At 64.8% G+C, this 18,148-nt stretch carries 16 protein-coding genes and 1 other RNA gene; 13 read left to right on the top strand and 4 right to left on the bottom strand.

Annotated elements, in window-relative coordinates; all coding sequences use genetic code 11:
- Nucleotides 1-34: 34 nt before the first annotated feature.
- Nucleotides 35-871, bottom strand: a complete 837-nt coding sequence (locus tag ACTIGF_RS02200; RefSeq protein ID WP_439635308.1) for a pirin family protein — start codon at nucleotides 869-871, stop codon at nucleotides 35-37.
- 187 nt (nucleotides 872-1,058) lie between these two features.
- On the opposite strand from ACTIGF_RS02200, the gene rimK reads away from it, so the two are divergent.
- Nucleotides 1,059-2,480 carry a 30S ribosomal protein S6--L-glutamate ligase gene (gene rimK, locus ACTIGF_RS02195; protein ID WP_439635307.1) on the top strand — a complete coding sequence of 474 codons (1,422 nt, stop codon included), beginning with the start codon at nucleotides 1,059-1,061 and terminating at the stop codon, nucleotides 2,478-2,480.
- Nucleotides 2,481-2,538: 58 nt separating this feature from the next.
- Here the strand turns inward: rimK and ACTIGF_RS02190 are convergent, their stop codons facing one another.
- From ACTIGF_RS02190 to ACTIGF_RS02180, 3 genes are all read right to left on the bottom strand, one after another.
- Entirely contained in the window at nucleotides 2,539-3,078 is a 540-nt protein-coding gene (locus ACTIGF_RS02190; RefSeq protein WP_375548532.1) for a fasciclin domain-containing protein, read from the bottom strand.
- 173 nt (nucleotides 3,079-3,251) lie between these two features.
- Nucleotides 3,252-3,656, bottom strand: coding sequence for a BLUF domain-containing protein (locus tag ACTIGF_RS02185; RefSeq protein ID WP_439635306.1), 405 nt, complete (start codon nucleotides 3,654-3,656; stop codon nucleotides 3,252-3,254).
- Between the two features lie 141 nt (nucleotides 3,657-3,797).
- Entirely contained in the window at nucleotides 3,798-7,397 is a 3,600-nt protein-coding gene (locus ACTIGF_RS02180; protein ID WP_439635305.1) for a hydantoinase B/oxoprolinase family protein, read from the bottom strand.
- Between the two features lie 211 nt (nucleotides 7,398-7,608).
- On the opposite strand from ACTIGF_RS02180, the gene ACTIGF_RS02175 reads away from it, so the two are divergent.
- From ACTIGF_RS02175 to ACTIGF_RS02120, 12 genes are all read left to right on the top strand, one after another.
- A complete protein-coding gene (locus tag ACTIGF_RS02175) occupies nucleotides 7,609-8,313 on the top strand; it encodes a TerB family tellurite resistance protein (RefSeq protein ID WP_439635304.1) in 705 nt (234 codons plus the stop codon).
- Nucleotides 8,314-8,412: 99 nt separating this feature from the next.
- A complete protein-coding gene (locus ACTIGF_RS02170) occupies nucleotides 8,413-8,703 on the top strand; it encodes a hypothetical protein (protein ID WP_439635303.1) in 291 nt (96 codons plus the stop codon).
- 107 nt (nucleotides 8,704-8,810) lie between these two features.
- A complete protein-coding gene (locus ACTIGF_RS02165; protein WP_439635302.1) occupies nucleotides 8,811-9,722 on the top strand; it encodes a DMT family transporter in 912 nt (303 codons plus the stop codon).
- Nucleotides 9,723-9,734: 12 nt separating this feature from the next.
- Nucleotides 9,735-10,472 (top strand): N-acetylmuramoyl-L-alanine amidase, encoded by a 738-nt coding sequence (locus tag ACTIGF_RS02160; RefSeq protein ID WP_439635301.1) that lies wholly within the window; start codon nucleotides 9,735-9,737, stop codon nucleotides 10,470-10,472.
- Between the two features lie 68 nt (nucleotides 10,473-10,540).
- Nucleotides 10,541-10,915 carry a DUF2141 domain-containing protein gene (locus ACTIGF_RS02155; RefSeq protein ID WP_439635300.1) on the top strand — a complete coding sequence of 125 codons (375 nt, stop codon included), beginning with the start codon at nucleotides 10,541-10,543 and terminating at the stop codon, nucleotides 10,913-10,915.
- 76 nt (nucleotides 10,916-10,991) lie between these two features.
- An RNA gene (gene rnpB, locus ACTIGF_RS02150) (RNase P RNA component class A) lies at nucleotides 10,992-11,396 on the top strand.
- Nucleotides 11,397-11,616: 220 nt separating this feature from the next.
- A complete protein-coding gene (locus tag ACTIGF_RS02145) occupies nucleotides 11,617-12,081 on the top strand; it encodes a division/cell wall cluster transcriptional repressor MraZ (RefSeq protein WP_439635299.1) in 465 nt (154 codons plus the stop codon).
- On the top strand, nucleotides 12,078-13,082 hold the full coding sequence (gene rsmH / locus ACTIGF_RS02140; protein WP_439635298.1) for a 16S rRNA (cytosine(1402)-N(4))-methyltransferase RsmH: 1,005 nt from the start codon (nucleotides 12,078-12,080) through the stop codon (nucleotides 13,080-13,082). Before ACTIGF_RS02145 ends, rsmH begins: the two co-directional genes overlap by 4 nt.
- Nucleotides 13,079-13,441: a cell division protein FtsL gene (ftsL, locus tag ACTIGF_RS02135; protein ID WP_439635297.1), complete on the top strand. Its 363-nt coding sequence runs from the start codon at nucleotides 13,079-13,081 to the stop codon at nucleotides 13,439-13,441. The genes rsmH and ftsL overlap by 4 nt, the downstream gene beginning before the upstream one ends.
- Nucleotides 13,441-15,276, top strand: a complete 1,836-nt coding sequence (locus ACTIGF_RS02130) for a peptidoglycan D,D-transpeptidase FtsI family protein (protein WP_439635296.1) — start codon at nucleotides 13,441-13,443, stop codon at nucleotides 15,274-15,276. The genes ftsL and ACTIGF_RS02130 overlap by 1 nt, the downstream gene beginning before the upstream one ends.
- On the top strand, nucleotides 15,273-16,730 hold the full coding sequence (locus ACTIGF_RS02125) for a UDP-N-acetylmuramoyl-L-alanyl-D-glutamate--2,6-diaminopimelate ligase (protein ID WP_439635295.1): 1,458 nt from the start codon (nucleotides 15,273-15,275) through the stop codon (nucleotides 16,728-16,730). The genes ACTIGF_RS02130 and ACTIGF_RS02125 overlap by 4 nt, the downstream gene beginning before the upstream one ends.
- Nucleotides 16,727-18,136 carry a UDP-N-acetylmuramoyl-tripeptide--D-alanyl-D-alanine ligase gene (locus ACTIGF_RS02120; protein WP_439635294.1) on the top strand — a complete coding sequence of 470 codons (1,410 nt, stop codon included), beginning with the start codon at nucleotides 16,727-16,729 and terminating at the stop codon, nucleotides 18,134-18,136. Before ACTIGF_RS02125 ends, ACTIGF_RS02120 begins: the two co-directional genes overlap by 4 nt.
- Nucleotides 18,137-18,148 lie beyond the last annotated feature (12 nt).

Genomic DNA, 18,148 nt, shown 5'->3' with positions numbered 1-18,148 from the left:
TGAATGGATCGGCCCAGAGTTAACCGGCGAGCGCCTAGAACCGGCCCTGCTGGTAATCGAGCATGGCCTGGCGCACTTCGCCTTCGGTGGTCATCACGAAGGGGCCGCCCCAGACGATAGGCTCGCCAATGGGCTTTCCGGCGGCCAGCATCAGGCGCGCGCCTTCAGGCCCGGCCTTGATGCGGATCGCATCGCCACGTCCGAACACGCCCAGCTGGGCCTCTTTGAGCTTCATGCCGCCCGCTTCCACGTCGCCCGTGTGAACGGCAAGGAAGGCGGTCTTCGCGTCCGGGATCGGTTCCTCAAAGACTGCGCCCGGCTCCATGCGGAGTTCGGCGTAAAGCGGCTCAACGGTCACATCTGTGACGGGGCCTTTGACGCCGGTCGAGGTCTGCCCCGTGACGATTTTCGCGACCACGCCGTCGCGGATGTCTGAGGGGACGCGCTCCTCGTCAAACTCCTGATAGGCGGGGTCTTTCATCTTCTCGGCCTTGGGCAGGTTCACCCAGAGCTGGAAGCCGCTCATCAACCCGTCTTCCTGCTCGGGCATTTCCGAATGCACAATGCCGCGCGCGGCGGTCATCCATTGCACGCCGCCCGGCTCGATCACGCCTTCATGGCCTTTATTGTCCTGGTGGCGCATCCGGCCTTCGACCATGTAGGTGACGGTTTCAAAGCCGCGGTGCGGATGCGGCGGGAAACCCGCCAGATAATCGCCGGGATTGTCGGAGTGGAACTTGTCGAGCATCAGGAACGGGTCCAGCACGCGCAGATCGGGCGTGCCCAGCAGGCGGGTCAGCTTCACCCCGGCGCCGTCAGAGGTCGGCATGCCTTGGGTGATCTTCACGATCGGACGCAATTGCGGGCTCATATCTGGCTCCTGTGTCGGCTTCAGGCCTGAACATGGGGGCCCAGGACGCAGATGACGAGCGCGGTTTCAGACAGGCAGCGTTTCCGAAACGCGAATAATCAAGCCTTGCGTCCATAGGCGATGGACGAAACACTAGCAGCGCTGTAACCCATCCCCCTTTTCCGATCTTACTGGAGGTCCTCACGGCATGACTGATGAGCCGTTCGTTCTGGGCTGGGAAGAATGGGCCTCGTTTTCGGGGCTCGCACTTCCGGCGATCAAGGCCAAAATCGATACGGGGGCCAAGACGAGCGCATTGCATGCGGTCGCCATCGAGCCTTTCGGGCCGGAGGATAACCCTCAGGTCCGCTTCGTCATGCACCCCATTCCCGACCAGCCGGACCTGGAAGTGGTGTGCGCGGCGCCGGCTGTGGATCGCCGTGAAGTCACCTCGTCAAATGGCGAGACAGAGTTGCGCTGGGTGATTGAAGCCAATGTCACCATTGGCGAACGCACCTGGCCGATCGAGGTCACGCTGACCAATCGTGAGAGCATGGCGTATCGCATGCTGCTGGGCCGAACGGCGATTCTGGACGACATGGTGGTCAGCCCCACCCAGTCTTGCGCGCAAAAGGAGCTGAGCTATGACCTCTATCAGCACTTGCCGCGCAGCAAGCCGGTGCACCGTCCGCTACGGATCGCCATTCTGACCCGCGAGCCGAAAAACTATTCCTCCCAGCGTCTGAAGGAAGCCGCAGAAGCGCAAGGCCATGTGGCGGAGATGATCAACACGGCGCGGTGCACCATGGCGATCAACGCGCTGTCGCCTGCGATCTATTATGATGGTCGCCGCCTGCCGCGCTATGACGCGGTCATTCCGCGCATCGGCGCCTCGATGACCAATTACGGCATGGCGGTGCTGCGCCAGTTCGCCATGACCGGCGCCTATATCCTCAACACGCCAGAATCCATCGGCGCCAGCCGCGACAAGCTCTATGCGCATCAGGTGCTGGCGAGCGCCGGCATCGGCATGCCGACCACGGCTTTCGCGCACTCGCCCAAAGACACCAAGAACCTGATCGAGCACGTGGGCGGCGCGCCGCTGGTGGTGAAGCTTCTGGAAAGCACGCAAGGACGCGGCGTGATCCTGGCGGAGACCGGCAAGGCGGCGGAATCGGTGATCGACGCCTTCCGCGGTCTGGACGCCAACTTCATCGTTCAGGATTTCGTCAAGGAAGCCTCGGGCGTCGACATCCGCTGTTTCGTCATCGGCAACAAGGTGGTTGCGGCGATGAAGCGCGAGGCCCAGCCCGGCGAGTTCCGCTCCAACCTGCACCGGGGCGGTCAGGCGAGCCGTGTGCGAATCTCGAAAGAAGAACGTGCGGCGGCGGTGAAGGCGGCGCGCGCGCTGGGTCTGTCCGTGGCGGGTGTGGATCTGCTGCGCTCGGATGAAGGCCCGAAAGTGCTTGAGGTGAACTCGTCACCCGGCATTGAAGGCATCGAGAAGTCGAGCGGCAAGGACGTGGCCGAGATTATCATCGACCATATCGAATCCCATGTGCGCGCTTTGCGGCGTCCGCCGGTTCGTCGCCGCAAGGGCAAGACAGCGCCAACGGCGTCTGCAGACTAAGAGCTAGAAAAATGCCCTGGCGTCCGGGGGATGGGACGCCAGGGCTGACCGGATCGGATTACTGACCCGGCATGATCACGCTGTCGATGACGTGTACGACGCCATTGGATGCGTCGACATCGGCGGCGATGACCGAAGCGCCGTCGACCATGACGGAGCCGTCAGCGGCCACGACCACGTTCACGGTGTCGCCTTGCAAGGTGGTCAGGTCATACGTGCCTGGCGCCGTGCCGGCGGCCATGTATTCGCCCTGAACCACATGATAGGTCAGGATCGAGGTCAGCTGATCGCGGTTTTCCGGCTGCAGCAATGCGTTGAGGGTGTCAGAGCCCACAGCGGCGAACGCGTCATTGGTCGGGGCGAAGACGGTGAAGGGGCCGTCGCCGGACAGCGCGTCGACCAGCTCGGCGGTCTGCAGCGCGGTCACCAGCGTGGAGAAGCTTTCGTCACCAGTGGCGATCGCCACGATGGAAGGCTGGCTGGCATGGTGGTCTTTGGTCACTTTGGGGGCGGAAGCGGCGCCGGCGTCGATCGCCATGGCCGGGGCGGCGAGGGCGGCGCTCAGAGCGGCGGCGGTCAGAGCAGTCAAAGTACGCATGTCTGTCTCCCATAAGGGTGAGGATCAAACCTGCTGGCGTTTGGCCGACAGGCATTCCAGTCTCGCTGGAACACCCATGGTTACGCAGCGCTCGCGGCGCTGGATCATTCTTAACGCATTTTAATATGATCGAGGCGCGACGAAGGCGGTGGTTGTGGGCGCAGCGCGCCGCGCTATGCGCTGTCCTCAGGCGGGGATGGTGCAAAATACGCATCCAGTCCGCCCTCCAGATTGGCGAGCCAAGTGACGCCCTCATGGTTTCGAAGGCTTGCGTTCGCCTTCAGGGTTTCCGCCGTGATCACTTTCAGCGGCCAGTCCGGGAACAGCGCGGCTTCTCCATGCGCGATGTCCAGAATGGAGAATTCCTCATTGCGCCGGTCATCCCAGATGCATTCAAGGATGGAGCGGATGGTCTTGGGCGGGCCTTCGAGCGCATGCAGGACTCGCCTCTCATTCATCAAGAAGGCGGAGGTCACCTCCACATCTCGATTATGCGCCTCGCTGCTGCTGAGCAATGAGTCGATTTCCGCTACGCCGAGATCGGCGCGCAGCACGCTGCGGTATGCGACTCGGAACACCCAAGTCTCCTGATGGAATCCTTCAAACTTGTTAGGAACTTATGGAAGTCGGCGGGTGAAAAAAGCCGAATTCACCACAGTGAACGCATTTAGTGTAACCATAAGCAGTTTTATGCGTATACATTGTGGAAAATGAATAGGTTAGGCTCCAGCTCCGCCGCCGCCCGGCGTCAGGATTTCAACGCTCTCGCCCGCTTCGACATCAAGTCTGAACAGAGCCTCCAGATTCTGGCGTGTTCCGTCCTTGCGCAACAGGGCCTGCGCGCCTGTCGCGCCGGGTGATCCGCCGTTCAGGCCGGCGGGATGCTCGGTCCGTCGGCCGGACAGAAGCGCCGCCTGCATGGGGTCCAGAAACATGATGCGTCGCACCGATCCGTCGCCGCCCTTGAACGCGCCGTCGCCGCCAGAGCCCTTGCGCACCGAATGCTCGAGCAGGCGCACCGGATAGCGCGCTTCCAGCACTTCAGGGTCGGTCAGGCGCGAATTGGTCATGTGCGTGTGCACGGCGCTGGCGCCGGCGAAGCCTGACCCGTCCGCGCGATAGCCCGCGCCGGCGCCGCCGCAGATCGTCTCGTAATACTGCCGGGTCTCATCGCCGAAGGTGAAGTTATTCATGCTGCCCTGGGCGCAGGCCATGCGGCCGGTCGCCATGAACAGGGCGTCCACCACCAGCTGGCTGGTCTCCACATTGCCGGCCACCACAGCGGCGGGCGGGACGGGATTGAGCAAGCTGCCTTCGGGCACGATCAGGGTGATGGGTTTCAGGCAGCCCTCATTGAGCGGGATGGCGTCATCCACCAGGCACCGCAGCACATACAGCACCGCCGCGCGGGTGACGGCGCTCGGGGCGTTGAAGTTGCTGGGGCGCTGTTCAGAGGTGCCGGTGAAATCGATGATGGCGGTGCGATCTGACTGATCGACGCTGATCTTCACGCGGATGACCGCGCCGTCTTCAAGCCGCATCTCCGCTTCGCCATTCGACAGCGCCTCGATCACGCGGCGCACCGCGCGTTCGGCGTTATCCTGCACATGGCCCATATAGGCGCGGACCACAGCTGTGCCGTCCAGCGCGTTGAGCTTGCGTAGCTCGGCTGCGCCCTTCGAGCAGGCGGCGAGCTGGGCCTTGAGGTCGGCGATGTTCTGATCGGGATTGCGGGCGGGATAGGCGCCGGACGCCAGAACCTCGCGCACAGCCTGTTCGTCGAACCGGCCTTCGTGAAGGATCTTGACGCTGTCGAAGATCACGCCTTCCTCGTCAATCGTTTTGGAGAAGGGCGGCATGGAGCCCGGCGCGATGCCGCCGATATCAGCATGGTGACCGCGCGACGCCACATAGAACATGCGTTCGCCGGTTTCGTCGCAGACCGGCTGGATCACCGTCACATCCGGCAGATGGGTGCCGCCATTATAGGGCGCGTTGACCGCAACCGCGTCGCCGGGGCCGAGATCGGGATGCGCTTCGACCGCCGCCAGCACGCTGGCGGACATGGAGCCCAGATGCACCGGCATGTGAGGGGCGTTGGCGACCAGCCCGCCCTCGGCGTCAAACACCGCGCAGGAAAAATCGAGGCGTTCCTTGATGTTGACAGAGTGCGCCGTGCGTTCGAGCACCACGCCCATCTGCTCGGCGATGGACATGAAGCGGCGATTGAACAGCTCCAGCCGGATCGGATCAAGACGCGTATCGCCAGCCTGCAAGGGCGCGGCGGCCTCGTGGGTCAGAACGAGCATGCCGTCCGCCAGCCGGTCGGCGCGCCAGCCCGGATCAAGCACGATGGTCTGGTTGGCGTCCATGATCAGCGCCGGCCCTGTCACGCGGGCCTCGGCGCCCAGATCCTCAAGATCAAAGACGGGCACGCTTCGGCTCTCGCCCATGCTATGCATCCCGGCCTCGGCTCGCGGAGAGGGTGCGCCGGACTGAGCGGCCAGATCGGCTTCGGCGCGGGGCGCGCCCGCGGGGGCGCCTTCAGCGTCAGCGGCGGCGGAATCAAGGATCAGCACGGCGTCATCAGGCGTGAAGCCAAAGAGCTGGCTGTGCGCGGCGTCAAAATCACGGCGCATCTGCGCTTCATCGCCCCACGCCACGGGCAGGGCGGTGTCAGAGCCCTGAACCCGGATTCGCACTTCCTTGGCGACTGAAATGTCTCGCGCGCTCTGGACTTTCAGCGATTGCAGCGCTTCGGTTTCCAGAGCCTGCAGCGTACGCTCGGCGGATTGCAGCCCCGCATCATCAAAGACGATCTCAAGGCCCGCTTGCCGTGTATCGCGCAAGGGCGCCAAGCCGATCCCGTAAGCAGACAGAAGACCCGCCTTGGGGTGAATGAGCGCTGTGCGCATGCCCAGAGCTTCCGCCACCTTGCAGGCGTGCTGGCCGCCCGCGCCGCCAAAGGCGTTGAGCGCATAGCCGCGCGGATCTACGCCCTGGGCGGTCGAGATCTGTTTGATGGCGTCGGCCATGGCTTCGATGGCGACCGACAAAAACCCCTCGGCGGCGGCTTCAGGACTGTCGAGCCCCATCTTGTCCGCCAGCTCGCCCAGGGCCTTGCGTGCGGCGTTCACATCCAGCGGCTGGTCATGGTTCGGGCCGAACACTTTGGGAAACCAGTCCGGCTGGATGCGGCCCAGCACCACATTGGCGTCCGTCACCGCCGCCGGGCCGCCGCGGCCATAGCAGGCCGGTCCCGGATCCGCGCCGGCGCTGCGCGGGCCCACACGGGCGCGTTCGCCGTCAAAGTCGAGCACGGAGCCGCCGCCGGCCGCGACGGTGTGCACGCTGAGCATGGGCGCGCGCAATTGCCGACCGTCGAGGTTCGCCATGTCTGTGCGCGCATAGCTCTCGCCGTCATAGCGTGACACGTCGGTGGAGGTGCCGCCCATGTCAAAGCCGATCACCGTGTCATAGCCCGCCGACTTGGCGGTCAGGGCCATGCCCACCACGCCGCCCGCAGGACCGGACAGGACGGCGTTGCGCGCCTTGAAATGCCTGGCGCTCGACAGGCCGCCGCCCGACTGCATGAAATAGAGCGGGGCGCCTTCAAGGCCCTTGTCCACCCGGCCTACATAATCGCGCAGCACCGGCTCAAGATAGGCGTCGATCACCGCGGTCGAGGCGCGCGGAACCAGCTTGATCAGGGGGCTCGCCTCGCTGGAGCGGGTGACATGGTCAAAGCCGATCTCCCGGGCCAACTCGGCGACGGCCTGTTCATGGGCGTCGTTCACATGCGCGTTCATGAAGGCGATCGCGATGCTGTCAAAGCCGTCTGCACGCGCTTGCTCCAGCGCAGCCCTGGCGGCGTCAAGGTCAAGCGCGGTCACCTCTTCGCCCCGGGTGGACAGACGACCGTCAAGCTCGACCGTTCGCGCAGGCAGCGGCGAGGGGCGTTTGATGTCGAGCGCGAAAATATCGGGCCGGGTCTGGTCGCCGATGATCAGCAGGTCGCCGAAGCCGCGCGTCACCAGAAAAAGGGTTTTCGCGCCGTCCAGCTCCAGAAGGGCGTTGGTGGCCACGGTCGTGCCCATCTTCACCGCCGCCAGAGCGCCCTGCGGCAGCGCTTCGCCGGTCGACACGCCCAGCAAACGCCGGACGCCTTCTGTGGCGGCGTCTTCATAAGCGTCTGAGTTCGAGAGGAGTTTGAGCGCCTTCAGATCCCCTTCAGGGGAACGCCCGATCACATCGGTGAACGTGCCGCCGCGGTCAATCCAGATTTCCCATTCAGCTTGGGCGGCGTCAGATTGGGTCACGCGGTGCTCCTTGGCGGCGAGTGTGTCGGCCTTTTGTTATGAACAGCACAGCTTGCCCGGACAGAGCAAGAACGCGGCCGCACCCCGCACCCGTATTCTGATGCGCGAAATCATGGCGTCAGCGCCCGCTTTTGGGTAATATTTCGCGGATGCAGCGTAGCTTTCTAACTCCACGCAGCCCGACCGGCGCTCCGATACAGGAGGCAGGGGGATGAGCTTTTGGCGCAAACTGGCCGACCTGATCACCGGGCATCGCGACCCGTTTGAATGCCGGGGCGAGGATTGCCCGCCCGGCCGTGCGGTCGATGACGCGGAATTCGCCATGGCCCTGATCGGGCTGGGCGCCAAGATGGCCAAGGCCGACGGCGTGGTGACGCGCAATGAAGAGCGCGCCTTCCTGCAGGTGTTTCAGGCGCCGCCCGGTTTTGAAGCCTCCCTGCGTCGCGCGTTTGATCTCGCCAAGCAGACGACCCTGGGCTTTGACGGCTATGCGCGCCGGCTGGCGCGGCGGTTCAAGGACCATCCGGCGGTGCTGGAAGACGTTCTGGACGGCCTGTTCCACATCGCCAAGGCCGATGGCCGCGTCACGCAGGATGAAGATGACTTCCTGTCGCGGGTGGCGGATTTGTTCGGGTTCACCGCGCGCGAATATGACCGGATCCGCGTGGCGCATCTGGGCGCGCCTGAAGACGACCCTTATGTGATCCTGGGCATAGACCGGGACGCCGATGAGCAGGCGGTGAAGACCGCCTACCGCAAGGTCGCCTCACAAAATCACCCCGACCGGCTCATCGCGCGCGGGGCGCCCGCCGAGATGCAGCGCATCGCTGTGGAGAAGATGGCGGTGATCAACGCGGCTTACGCTGCGATCACCCGCAAGCGTGATGTGAAAGGACTGGGCGCTCCGGCTGAATGACAATTCTTTCACGCAAGAGGCTCTAGCATTGACCTGAGGCGTTGAACCCCCAAACTATAGACAAGGCGGGGACGACTGACTCACCGTGGAGATATCGTGATGACGCACCAACAGACTTATGATGCCGGCGGCCTGATGAATGGCTTGCGCGCGCTGTTTGCAGGGCTGGCGGCTGTGGCGGTGATCGGTCTGGTTCTGGTGCTGGCGGCGTTTCTCACCATGGCGGCTTTCGTCGTCGCAGGGCTCGCCGCGGTCGGCGCTGCGGGCTACTGGGCGTATCGCAAAGTGGTCAAACGCTCTCGCAAACAGACGGACCGGACTGTGCTCGACGCGCATCGTGGCCCGCACGGCTGGACCGTTGACGGCGAAGACCAGGCGCGCGGCGTCTAGCTTGGCCTGAGGGCGCGCCTCCCAGGCGCGCCGAGGCTAACATTCAGAAATTGATCGTGAGCGATACACTGCTTGCGGGCGAGGGCGGGCTCGCTTAGAGCGAGGCTATGTCACTTCGCCATTTCGCTCTTCTCTTTGGTGTCTGCCTCGTCTGGGGACTGAATTTCGTCGTTGCGAAATGGTCCCTGTCCGGCACGCCCGTTCTGGTGGAAGGCTTTGAGGGCAGCCCGCCCTTCTTCTTCGCCTTCCTGCGCTTCTTCCTGCTTTATGCGGTGCTCGGGCCGTGGCTCAGGCCCGTGCCGCGTCATATGGGCGTGGTGATCGGGGCGGCGCTGACCATGGGCGCGATCCAGTTCGCGCTTTTGTTTGTCGGGCTGCGTTACGCGTCGCCCTCCGCCATCGCCATTGTCGTCCAGCTGGCGGTGCCCTTCACCACGGTTTTGTCCATTATCTTCCTGCAAGAGCGGGTGCGCTGGGTGCGCGGCAGCGGCATGGCGATCGCGTTCGCCGGCGCTGCGCTGGTGGTTCTCAAACCGGCTGAGTTTTCTTTCACCGCCGGCCTTCTGGCCGGGGTCGGCGCGGCGTTCGCCGCGGCGGCGGGCTCCATTCTGGTGAAGAAGGCGGACATGTCCGCCATGTCGCTTCAGGCCTGGATCGGGCTGATTTCCTGGCCGCCGCTTCTGGCCATGACGCTGTTGTTTGAGCGCGATCAGATCGCCGCCTCTCTGGACGGCGGCTGGCTGTTTGTGGGTTCGCTGGCCTTCACCGTGCTGCTGGTGAACATCTTCGGGCACGGATCGTTCTATTATCTGCTGCGCCGGTATGACGCCTCCCTCATCGCGCCTTTGACCCTGATGGGGCCGCTGATCGGCGTCATTCTGGGCGTGGTGCTGCTGGGCGATCCGGTCACCTGGCAATTGATCGTGGGCGGCGTTCTGGCGCTGGCCGGCGTTGGCGTGGTCGCGGCGCGGCGCGCCAAGACGGTGGATCCCACAACGCCCATGGGACGCCCGCGCTAGCAGGAGAGACGCATGGCCGTGATCAAGCGCCCGTCGCCCAATTTCAATGACCGACGCCTGCCGCTGTCGATGCTAGTTTTGCACTATACCGGCATGGAGACCGGCGACGCCGCGATCGAGCGTCTGTGTGATCCAGAGTTCTCTGTGAGCGCGCATTATGTGGTCGAGGAGGATGGCCGCGTCTTCCAGCTTGTGAGCGAGGACAAGCGCGCCTGGCATGCGGGCAAGGGCGTCTGGCGCGGCTGCAGCGAGATCAATTCCGCCTCCATCGGCATCGAGATCGTCAATGGAGGCCATGATTTTGGTCTGCCCGATTTTCCCGACGCCCAGATCGAGGCGGTGCTGACGCTGAGCCAGGGCATTCTCGCGCGCCATCCCATCCAGGCGTGCGATGTGATCGGGCATTCCGATCTGGCGCCGGATCGCAAGCAGGATCCGGGCGAGAAATTTCCCTGGAAGCGCTTCGCCGAGGCGGGCGTCGGTCTGTGGCCCGAGCCGGCTGATCCCGGCTTCTCTCCGTGTTCGCCCGGTGAACAGGGAGACGCCGTCGACGCTCTGCGTCAGGCGCTGCGCGAGATCGGGTATGGCGTGGAGCGTGATGGTCCGTATGACGCTGAGCTGAAAGCGGCGGTTCAGGCGTTCCAGCGCCGCTTCAGGCCTGAACGGCTGGACGGCGTGGCGGATGACGAGACCTGCGCCCTGATCGAAGGGCTGCGGCGAGAGGTGACATCTGTCATCTCAAAAGGGTGACGCCTGCAACCTGATCGTCGGGCGAGGGCGGGGCAGTCTGGGGACAACAAAGCAAAGGAGCTTGTCCCATGTTGTTGTCCCTCATCGCCGCCCTGGGTTCTGTGTCTGTCAGCGTCAGCACCCCGACCCCCGAAGGCGATATGTATGTCTCGCTCTGCTCGGAAGACACGTTTCTGAGCGGCGCTTGCGAACATGGCCAGCGCCGGGCGGCGTCAGCAGAAGATGTTTTCGTGTTCGAGGATGTGCCGGCCGGACAATGGGCGGTTCAGGTCTGGCGCGACCCGGAAGGCGACGGCGAGATGCGCACCATGGCGTTCGGCATCCCCGCGGAGCCGATCACCATTTCCAATGACCCGCCGATGAATTTCGGCCCGCCCCAGTTTGCGGATGCGGCCGTCGCCGTCACCGATGAGGGCGTGCAGATCAGCCTCTCTGTGAACTGACACGCTGTACCTCGCTTCATGGAAGACTGGCCGTCGCGCTTGACCGCGGCGGCCTTTTTCGTGATGGGATGGGATATCAGAGGGCTGGGCGGCCGCTGCTGCGAGAGGGGAAACCCTGCAGGAGAGGAAAGTCCGGGCTCCATGGAGGCAAGGCGCCGGGGAAATCCCGGCGGGCCGGGCGACCGGTTCAGGGACAGCGCCGCAGAAATCAGACCGCCGCGTTTCGGCGCGGTAAGGGTGAAACGGTGGGGTAAGAGCCCACCGCCCCGACCGCAAGGAAGGGGGCACGGCAAGCCCCGCCTGGAGCAAGACCGAATAGGGACCCGCGTTTCGCTTCGGCGAGACAGACGCGCCTCCGCGTCGAGGTCCGGGTAGGTCGCTGGAGGCGTCGTGCAAGCGGCGTCCTAGAGGAATGGTCGCCCCCGGTCGTCCTTTATGGGACGGCATGGGACAGAACCCGGCTTATAGGCCCTCTGATCTTGTCTTTCCGAGCGTTAGCGTCGCCAAAGGTTAACGTCTCGGCCAATCTGTTCTCAATCTGTTCTTGTTTTCGGGGTCCGTTTTTCACGAGATTCTTAGTTATCATGCGGTAAAACGGGGTCCGCAACAGGTTAGGACCATTGTAACCCATGCTTTCCCATGTTATCCCATAGTTAACCCGCCATGATGGGGTGCGGGTGAGGTATGGGGCTAAGCCGGTCATGTTCGTCTCCACGACGACCAACGGAATTGATGCGAAAGGGCGGGTGTCTGTACCCGCCGACTTCCGCGCGACCGTGTCCGGCCAGGGCTTTCCCGGCATCTATGTCTGGCGCTCGTTCAACGGCCCGTTTCTGGAAGGCGGCGGACAGCGCCTGCTGGAAGATTATTCCGACGCCATCGAAGACATGGATCCCTATGATCCCGCCCGCACCGCGTTTGAGCGCGTAATCTTTGGCGGCGCCAAGGCGCTGTCGTTTGACTCCACGGGCCGCGTCTCCCTGCCCAAAGAGCTGATCGACCATGCCGGCCTCGCCAAGCAGGCGGTGTTCATCGGCATGGGCAAGCGCTTTGAGATCTGGGACCCGTCCGCGCACGCCGATCAGGCGGAAGACGATCTGGCCTTTGCGCGCGACAACAAGTCTGCGCTGCGTCGCCCGTCCCGCCGCCGGGGAGATGAGTCATGAACGACGCCTCCCACGTCCCGGTGATGCTCGATGAAGTGCTGACGGCGCTGCAGCCGCGTGATGGCGGTCTGTATGTGGACGGCACCTTTGGCGCAGGCGGTTATACGCGCGGCATCCTTGGCGCGGCGGAGTGCCGGGTTCTGGGGATTGATCGCGACCCGAGCGCGCGCGAAACCGCCGAGATGATGAAGCCCGCCTATGAGGGGCGCTTCGCTTTCGGCTTCGGCCCGTTCTCGATGATGGAAGACATTATCGAGGCGGCGGGCAGTTCCGGCGTGGACGGCGTGGTGCTTGATCTGGGGGTCAGCTCCATGCAGATCGACCAGGCCGAGCGCGGGTTCTCCTTCCAGAAAGACGGCCCGCTGGACATGCGCATGTCCCAGTCCGGCCCGACGGCGGCGGATGCGGTGAACCATCTCGAAGCGAACGAGCTGGCGGCGATCTTCAAGATTTATGGCGAGGAGCGTCATGCGCGCCGCGCCGCCCAAGCGATCATTCGCGCCCGTGAGATCGAGCCGATCACCCGCACATTGGCGCTGGCGGACATCATCGGCAAGGCGGTCGGCGGCAAGCCGGGCCGCATTCACCCCGCCACGCGCTCGTTTCAGGGTTTGCGCATTTACGTCAATGACGAGCTGGGCGAGCTGGTGCGCGGACTGCAAGCGGCTGAACGCGTGCTCAAACCCGCCGGGCGCCTGGTGGTGGTGACCTTCCATTCTCTGGAAGACCGCATCGTGAAAACCTTTCTGCGCGAGCGCGGCGGCCTGATGGGCGGCGGCTCGCGACACCAGCCGGAAATCCAGCCCGAGCGCGAACCGAGCTTTTCGGTGATCAGCAAGAAAGCGCAGGCCGCCTCCGACATGGAAGCGTTTGAAAACCCGCGCGCGCGTTCCGCCAAGCTGCGCGCTGGAATCCGGACTGAAAACCCGGCCTGGCCCCGTGATGAAGAAGGCTTTGCGGGCGTGCCGCCCTATCGCCGTCTTGAGGAGTGTGTTCAATGATCCGCATCGTTGAAATCGTCGGCGTTCTTGTCGCCGCCATCCTGCTCGCCGCGCTTTATGTGGCCAAGTCAGGGACCGCCAGCGACTCAGAAAAACTGGCGCAATTGCAGGCTGAACTGGCGCGCGAGCGAGGCCGGATCAGTGCGCTGGATGCGGAAATCTCTCACCAGGAAGAGCCTGAGAACCTGCGCCGCCTGGCGCGGGCCTATCTGGGCTTCGAGCCGGTGCGCCCCGAGCAGGAGCTGGCCTTTTCCGAGCTGCCGCGCCTGAGCGCTCAGGACGCGCCTGAAGGCTTGCGCGCTCCGCAGCAAGCGCTGGCCACGGCGCGCGTGTCTTACGCCAATCCCGGACAGAACTGATGAAGTTCCTCCGGCGGCTTTCGCGGCGGGTGCGGGTCAAGGATGACCATCGCGCCACCCCGCCCGCGCCGGTGGAGTCAGCCCCGGCGCAGGCCATGCGCCGCGTGCGCATTGAAAACCGCAGCAATCTGGCGGGGCGCCGCCGCTCCCGTCTGAGCGTCATCGGACTGGTGCTGAGCGTCGGATTCGTCATATCGGCGGGCCGGGCGGTGGAGATCGCGGTCTTCAACGGCGAGGCCGATACCCGGTTTGAAGCCGCCGCGGCCGAGATGGCGCCGGCGCGCCGCGCCTCGATCCTGGATCGCGATGGGGAAATCCTCGCCGCCACACTCGACTTTCATTCGGTTTACGCCGATCCGCTTTATGTCTGGGACGCCGAAGAAGTCGCCCAGCAATTGGCTACGGTGCTGCCCGATCTGGATGTGGAGCGGCTGACCCGCAGGCTGTCCTCGAACTCGCGCTATGTCCCCATCGCCGACGGGCTGAGCCCGCGTGTGCGCCAGGCGATCCACCTTCTGGGGCTGCCGGGCGTGAATTTCACCGTGGAGCCGGGGCGCATCTATCCCAAGCAACGCGTGGCCGCGCATCTGGTCGGTTATGTGGATGGCCAGATGGAAGGCGTGGCGGGCGCCGAGCGTGCGTTTGAAGCCGAGCTGGCCGAAGGCGGCCGTCCGGTCAGCCTGTCCATTGACCTGACCGCGCAATACCGGGTCGAAAGCATTTTGCGCGAGCGCATGGCGGCCCACCAGGCGGCGGGCGCGTCGGCGGTGCTGATGCGCGTCGGCACCGGCGAGATCATCGCCATGGCCTCCCTGCCGGATTACGACCCCAACCGGTTCGCCGAAGCGACAGCGCCCGGCTCTGATATCGACCCGCTGTTCAATCAGGCGGTGCAGGGCGTCTATGAGCTGGGGTCTGTGTTCAAGCCGCTCTCGCTCGCCGCCGGTCTTGAAGCCGGCAGCGTGCATATGGACGATGTCTATGACGCCTCGACCCCGGTGCGCATCGGCGGCCACACCATCCATGACTATCGGGGCGAGAACCGTCCGCTGACCGCGCGGGAAATGGTGCTGTATTCCTCAAACATCGCCGCTTCGCGCATGGCCGATGTGATCGGCGCCGATGATCTGACCGGGTTTTATTCCGATCTGCGCCTGTTTGAGGCGCCGCCGGTGGAGTTGCTGGAAGCGGCGGGGCCGAGCCTGCCGCGCCGCTGGGGCCGCATCCAGACCATGACGGCGTCTTACGGGCATGGCTTTCAGGTCAGCCCGCTGGCGCTTGCGGCGGCCTATGCCGCGCTGGCCAATGGCGGTGTCTACACCCCGCCCACCCTGCGTCCGGTCGCGCCTGGCGAGACGGTGGCGGGCGTGCCGGTGATGAGCTCCAGCGTCGCCGCCCAGGTGCTGGGCGTGATGCGCGAGTTTGTGGCGCGCTCCCAGACCGGAACGGCGGATGTGGAAGGATTGGCCGTGGCGGGCAAGACCGGCACGGCGGAACGGGTCGTCGGCGGTCAGTATGTGGAAGGCAGCACCTTCAACACGTTTGTGGCCGTATTTCCGTTTGATGATCCGCAATATGTGCTGACGGTCTCGATGGACCGCCCCCAGCCGACGGCGGAAACCCACGGCTTCTCGACCGCGGGCTGGACGTCCATGCCGGCGGCGGGCGAGATCATGCGCGCGCTGGCCGGGGTTCTGGACATAGACCGTCACGACGCCGATCCTGAGGCGCAAGTCTCGGTGGTCGCTGAACTGTTCGCGCCCCGTCCGCGCATCGTGGCCCCGTCCGAGGAGCCGGTTGAGCTGGAAAACGCCGCATTCGAGGACCCGCAATGATCCGTACGCTTGCTGATTTGCTGCCTGAGAGCCTGAGCGCCCCGGCGGGGGCGGACGGCCTTGAAATCACAGGATTGGCGCTCGACAGCCGTAAGGTGAAGCCTGGTGACCTGTTCGCGGCGCTGCCCGGCGTGAAAGTCAACGGCGCGCAATTCATCTCCAAGGCGATCGAGAAGGGCGCAGTCTGCGTGCTCGCGCCGAAGGGGACGCAGGCCTCCGTCCCGGTCATCGAGGCGGAAGACCCGGCGGGCGCCTTGTCAGCCATTGCGGCGCGGTTCTATCCGCGTCAGCCCGCGACCATTGCGGCGGTCACCGGCACCAATGGCAAAAGCTCGACCGTTGAGTTCCTGCGCCAGATCTGGGCGGCGGCAGGTCTTGAAGCGGCGGCGCTCGGCACACTGGGCGTCACCCGCGCCTCGGGCCGGACGGATGTGGGCTATACGACGCCTGACGCCATCGCGCTTCATCAAAGCCTGGACAAGCTGACCGAGGAAGGCGTCACCCATCTGGCGATGGAGGCGTCCTCGCACGGGCTCAAGCAGCGCCGCATGGACGGTGCGCGCCTGGCGCTGGTGGGGTTCACCAACCTCACCCAGGACCATCTCGATTATCACCCCGACTTTGAGGACTATTTCGCCTCCAAGATGCGGCTGTTCTCAACGCTTGCGCCCATGGGCGCGCCGGCGGTGATCAACATGGATTCAGACTGGTCTGCGCGCGTGGCGCAGGCGGCCCAGTCCGCAGGGTTGAGCCCGGTCGAGATCGGCTGGCGCGGCCGGGACCTGACTGTGCATGAAATCACGCCCCATCCCGCCAGCCAGCATGTGCGCTTCAGCTGGAAAGGCGAGGAACGCGAGGTTGATCTGCCCTTGATCGGCGAGTTCCAGGCCGCCAATGCGCTGGGCGCTGCCGCGCTGGCCATCGCCAGCGGCGTTCAGCCCGATCAGGCGTTTGACGCCATGGGCGCCTTGCAGGGCGTCGCCGGGCGTTTGCAAACGGTGGGGACCACCATGGACGGCGCTCCGGTGCTGCTCGATTACGCGCACACGCCTGACGGCCTGGATAAATTGCTGCGCGCGGCGCGGCCGCACACGCAAGGACGGATCGTTCTGGTGTTTGGCGCAGGCGGGGACCGGGACGCCACCAAACGCGCGCCCATGGGTGAGATCGCGGCGCGGCTGGCCGACATCGCCATCGTCACCGACGACAATCCGCGCACCGAAGATCCCGCCGGCATTCGCAAGGCGATCATGGCCGCGTGTCCCGATGCGCAGGAAATCCCTGATCGCGAAGCGGCGATCCGCGCCGGGATCGAGCAGTTGCAAAAAGGCGATGTTCTTCTGATCGCCGGCAAAGGGCATGAGACGGGCCAGATTCTGGCTGATCGCGTCATTCCCTTTGATGAAGCCCAGATCGTCGCCACACTTCTGCAAGAGCGGGGAGGGACGACATGACCGAGCCGCTCTGGACCGCCAAGCAGGCCGCCGAGGCGTCTGGCGGGCGCCTGACCGATGGCGGATGGAGCGCCACGGGCGTTTCCATCGACACCCGCACGCTGCAGCCCGGTGATCTGTTCGTGGCGCTGACGGACCGGCGTGACGGCCATGACTTCGCGCAGGCTGCGCTTGATAAGGGCGCCGCGGCGGTGCTGGTGTCGCGCCCGGAGGTCTGCTCGGGCCCGCGGCTTGTGGTCAATGACGTGCTGGACGGCTTGATCAGGCTGGGCGAGGGCGCGCGGCGCCGCTCGGACGCTGTGCGCGTGGGCGTGACCGGCTCGGTGGGCAAAACCAGCGTCAAGGAGGCGCTGGCCGCGGTGTTCCGCAAGGCTGGCGCGGCGCATTGGTCAGAGAAGAGCTACAACAATCATTGGGGCGTGCCGCTGACCCTGTCGCGCATGCCCGAAGCGACCCGGCACGCCGTGTTTGAAATGGGGATGAACCATAAGGGTGAGATTTCGACCCTGACCCAGATGGTGCGTCCACATGTGGCGATGATCACCAAGATCGCGCCCGCCCATTTGGAGAATCTGGGCTCCATGGACGCGATCGCCGACGCCAAGTCCGAAATCTTTGAAGGGCTTGAGGCGGACGGCGTAGCGGTGATCCCGGCCGATGACGAATTCGCCCCGCGTCTGATGCAGGCCGTTCAGGGCTCGGGCGCCGGATTCATGCTTGATTTCGGTCTTACTCCGGGCGCCGCGGTGCGCATCCTGTCCTATGACGAAGGACCGGATGGAGGCGTGGGCCGCATGGATGTGATGGGCAAACCGATGGATTTCCGCCTGCGCCTGCCCGGCGCGCACCAGGCGGTGAACGCAGCGGGCGTGGTGGCGGCGGCCTTGGGCGCCGGCGTCGACCCGGACCTGGCGCTGGATGCGCTGTCCGAGCTCAAACCCACGGCAGGCCGCGGCGTCGCCTTCTTTGCCCAGCTACCAAAAGGCCGCGTCATCGAAGTGGTGGATGAAAGCTATAACGCCAACCCCGCCTCCATGCGCGCGGCCTTCAGCGCGCTCAAGCTGCGTAAACCGCACGGCCAGGGCCGCAAGCTGGCGGTGATTGGCGAGATGCTGGAGCTGGGCCCTGACAGCCAGGCGCTGCACGCCAGCCTGGCCGAACCGCTGGTCGAAGCGGGGGTGGATCAGGTCATCGGAGTGGGCGAGGGCGCACGCGCGCTGATGGATGCTTTGCCCGCCGCGCTGCGTGCGCACTGGTGCGAGAGCGCCGACACTGTGGTTGAAAGCCTGACCGAACTGGCGCGGGATGGGGATGTGGTCCTTGTTAAGGGATCAAACGCATCTGGCGTTCATAAACTAGTGTCATCGCTACGCGACAAAGCCGCGTCCGCCACCGCCTCCGCCTAAAGGGCCTTTTTG

The sequence above is a fragment of the Oceanicaulis sp. genome (assembly GCF_051859625.1).
In the GTDB taxonomy this organism is placed as follows: domain Bacteria; phylum Pseudomonadota; class Alphaproteobacteria; order Caulobacterales; family Maricaulaceae; genus Oceanicaulis.
The sequence above is the reverse complement of the archived record's forward strand: the minus strand, read 5'-3'. Positions and strand labels throughout refer to the sequence as shown.

What these genes read in the sequence shown, in the direction of transcription:
- ACTIGF_RS02200 (WP_439635308.1), bottom strand. Translation starts at nt 871, where the DNA reads ATGAGCCCGCAATTGCGTCCGATCGTGAAGATCACCCAAGGCATGCCG.
- rimK (WP_439635307.1), top strand. Translation starts at nt 1,059, where the DNA reads ATGACTGATGAGCCGTTCGTTCTGGGCTGGGAAGAATGGGCCTCGTTT.
- ACTIGF_RS02190 (WP_375548532.1), bottom strand. Translation starts at nt 3,078, where the DNA reads ATGCGTACTTTGACTGCTCTGACCGCCGCCGCTCTGAGCGCCGCCCTC.
- ACTIGF_RS02175 (WP_439635304.1), top strand. Translation starts at nt 7,609, where the DNA reads ATGAGCTTTTGGCGCAAACTGGCCGACCTGATCACCGGGCATCGCGAC.
- ACTIGF_RS02170 (WP_439635303.1), top strand. Translation starts at nt 8,413, where the DNA reads ATGACGCACCAACAGACTTATGATGCCGGCGGCCTGATGAATGGCTTG.
- ACTIGF_RS02165 (WP_439635302.1), top strand. Translation starts at nt 8,811, where the DNA reads ATGTCACTTCGCCATTTCGCTCTTCTCTTTGGTGTCTGCCTCGTCTGG.
- ACTIGF_RS02160 (WP_439635301.1), top strand. Translation starts at nt 9,735, where the DNA reads ATGGCCGTGATCAAGCGCCCGTCGCCCAATTTCAATGACCGACGCCTG.
- ACTIGF_RS02155 (WP_439635300.1), top strand. Translation starts at nt 10,541, where the DNA reads ATGTTGTTGTCCCTCATCGCCGCCCTGGGTTCTGTGTCTGTCAGCGTC.
- ACTIGF_RS02145 (WP_439635299.1), top strand. Translation starts at nt 11,617, where the DNA reads ATGTTCGTCTCCACGACGACCAACGGAATTGATGCGAAAGGGCGGGTG.
- rsmH (WP_439635298.1), top strand. Translation starts at nt 12,078, where the DNA reads ATGAACGACGCCTCCCACGTCCCGGTGATGCTCGATGAAGTGCTGACG.
- ftsL (WP_439635297.1), top strand. Translation starts at nt 13,079, where the DNA reads ATGATCCGCATCGTTGAAATCGTCGGCGTTCTTGTCGCCGCCATCCTG.
- ACTIGF_RS02130 (WP_439635296.1), top strand. Translation starts at nt 13,441, where the DNA reads ATGAAGTTCCTCCGGCGGCTTTCGCGGCGGGTGCGGGTCAAGGATGAC.
- ACTIGF_RS02125 (WP_439635295.1), top strand. Translation starts at nt 15,273, where the DNA reads ATGATCCGTACGCTTGCTGATTTGCTGCCTGAGAGCCTGAGCGCCCCG.
- ACTIGF_RS02120 (WP_439635294.1), top strand. Translation starts at nt 16,727, where the DNA reads ATGACCGAGCCGCTCTGGACCGCCAAGCAGGCCGCCGAGGCGTCTGGC.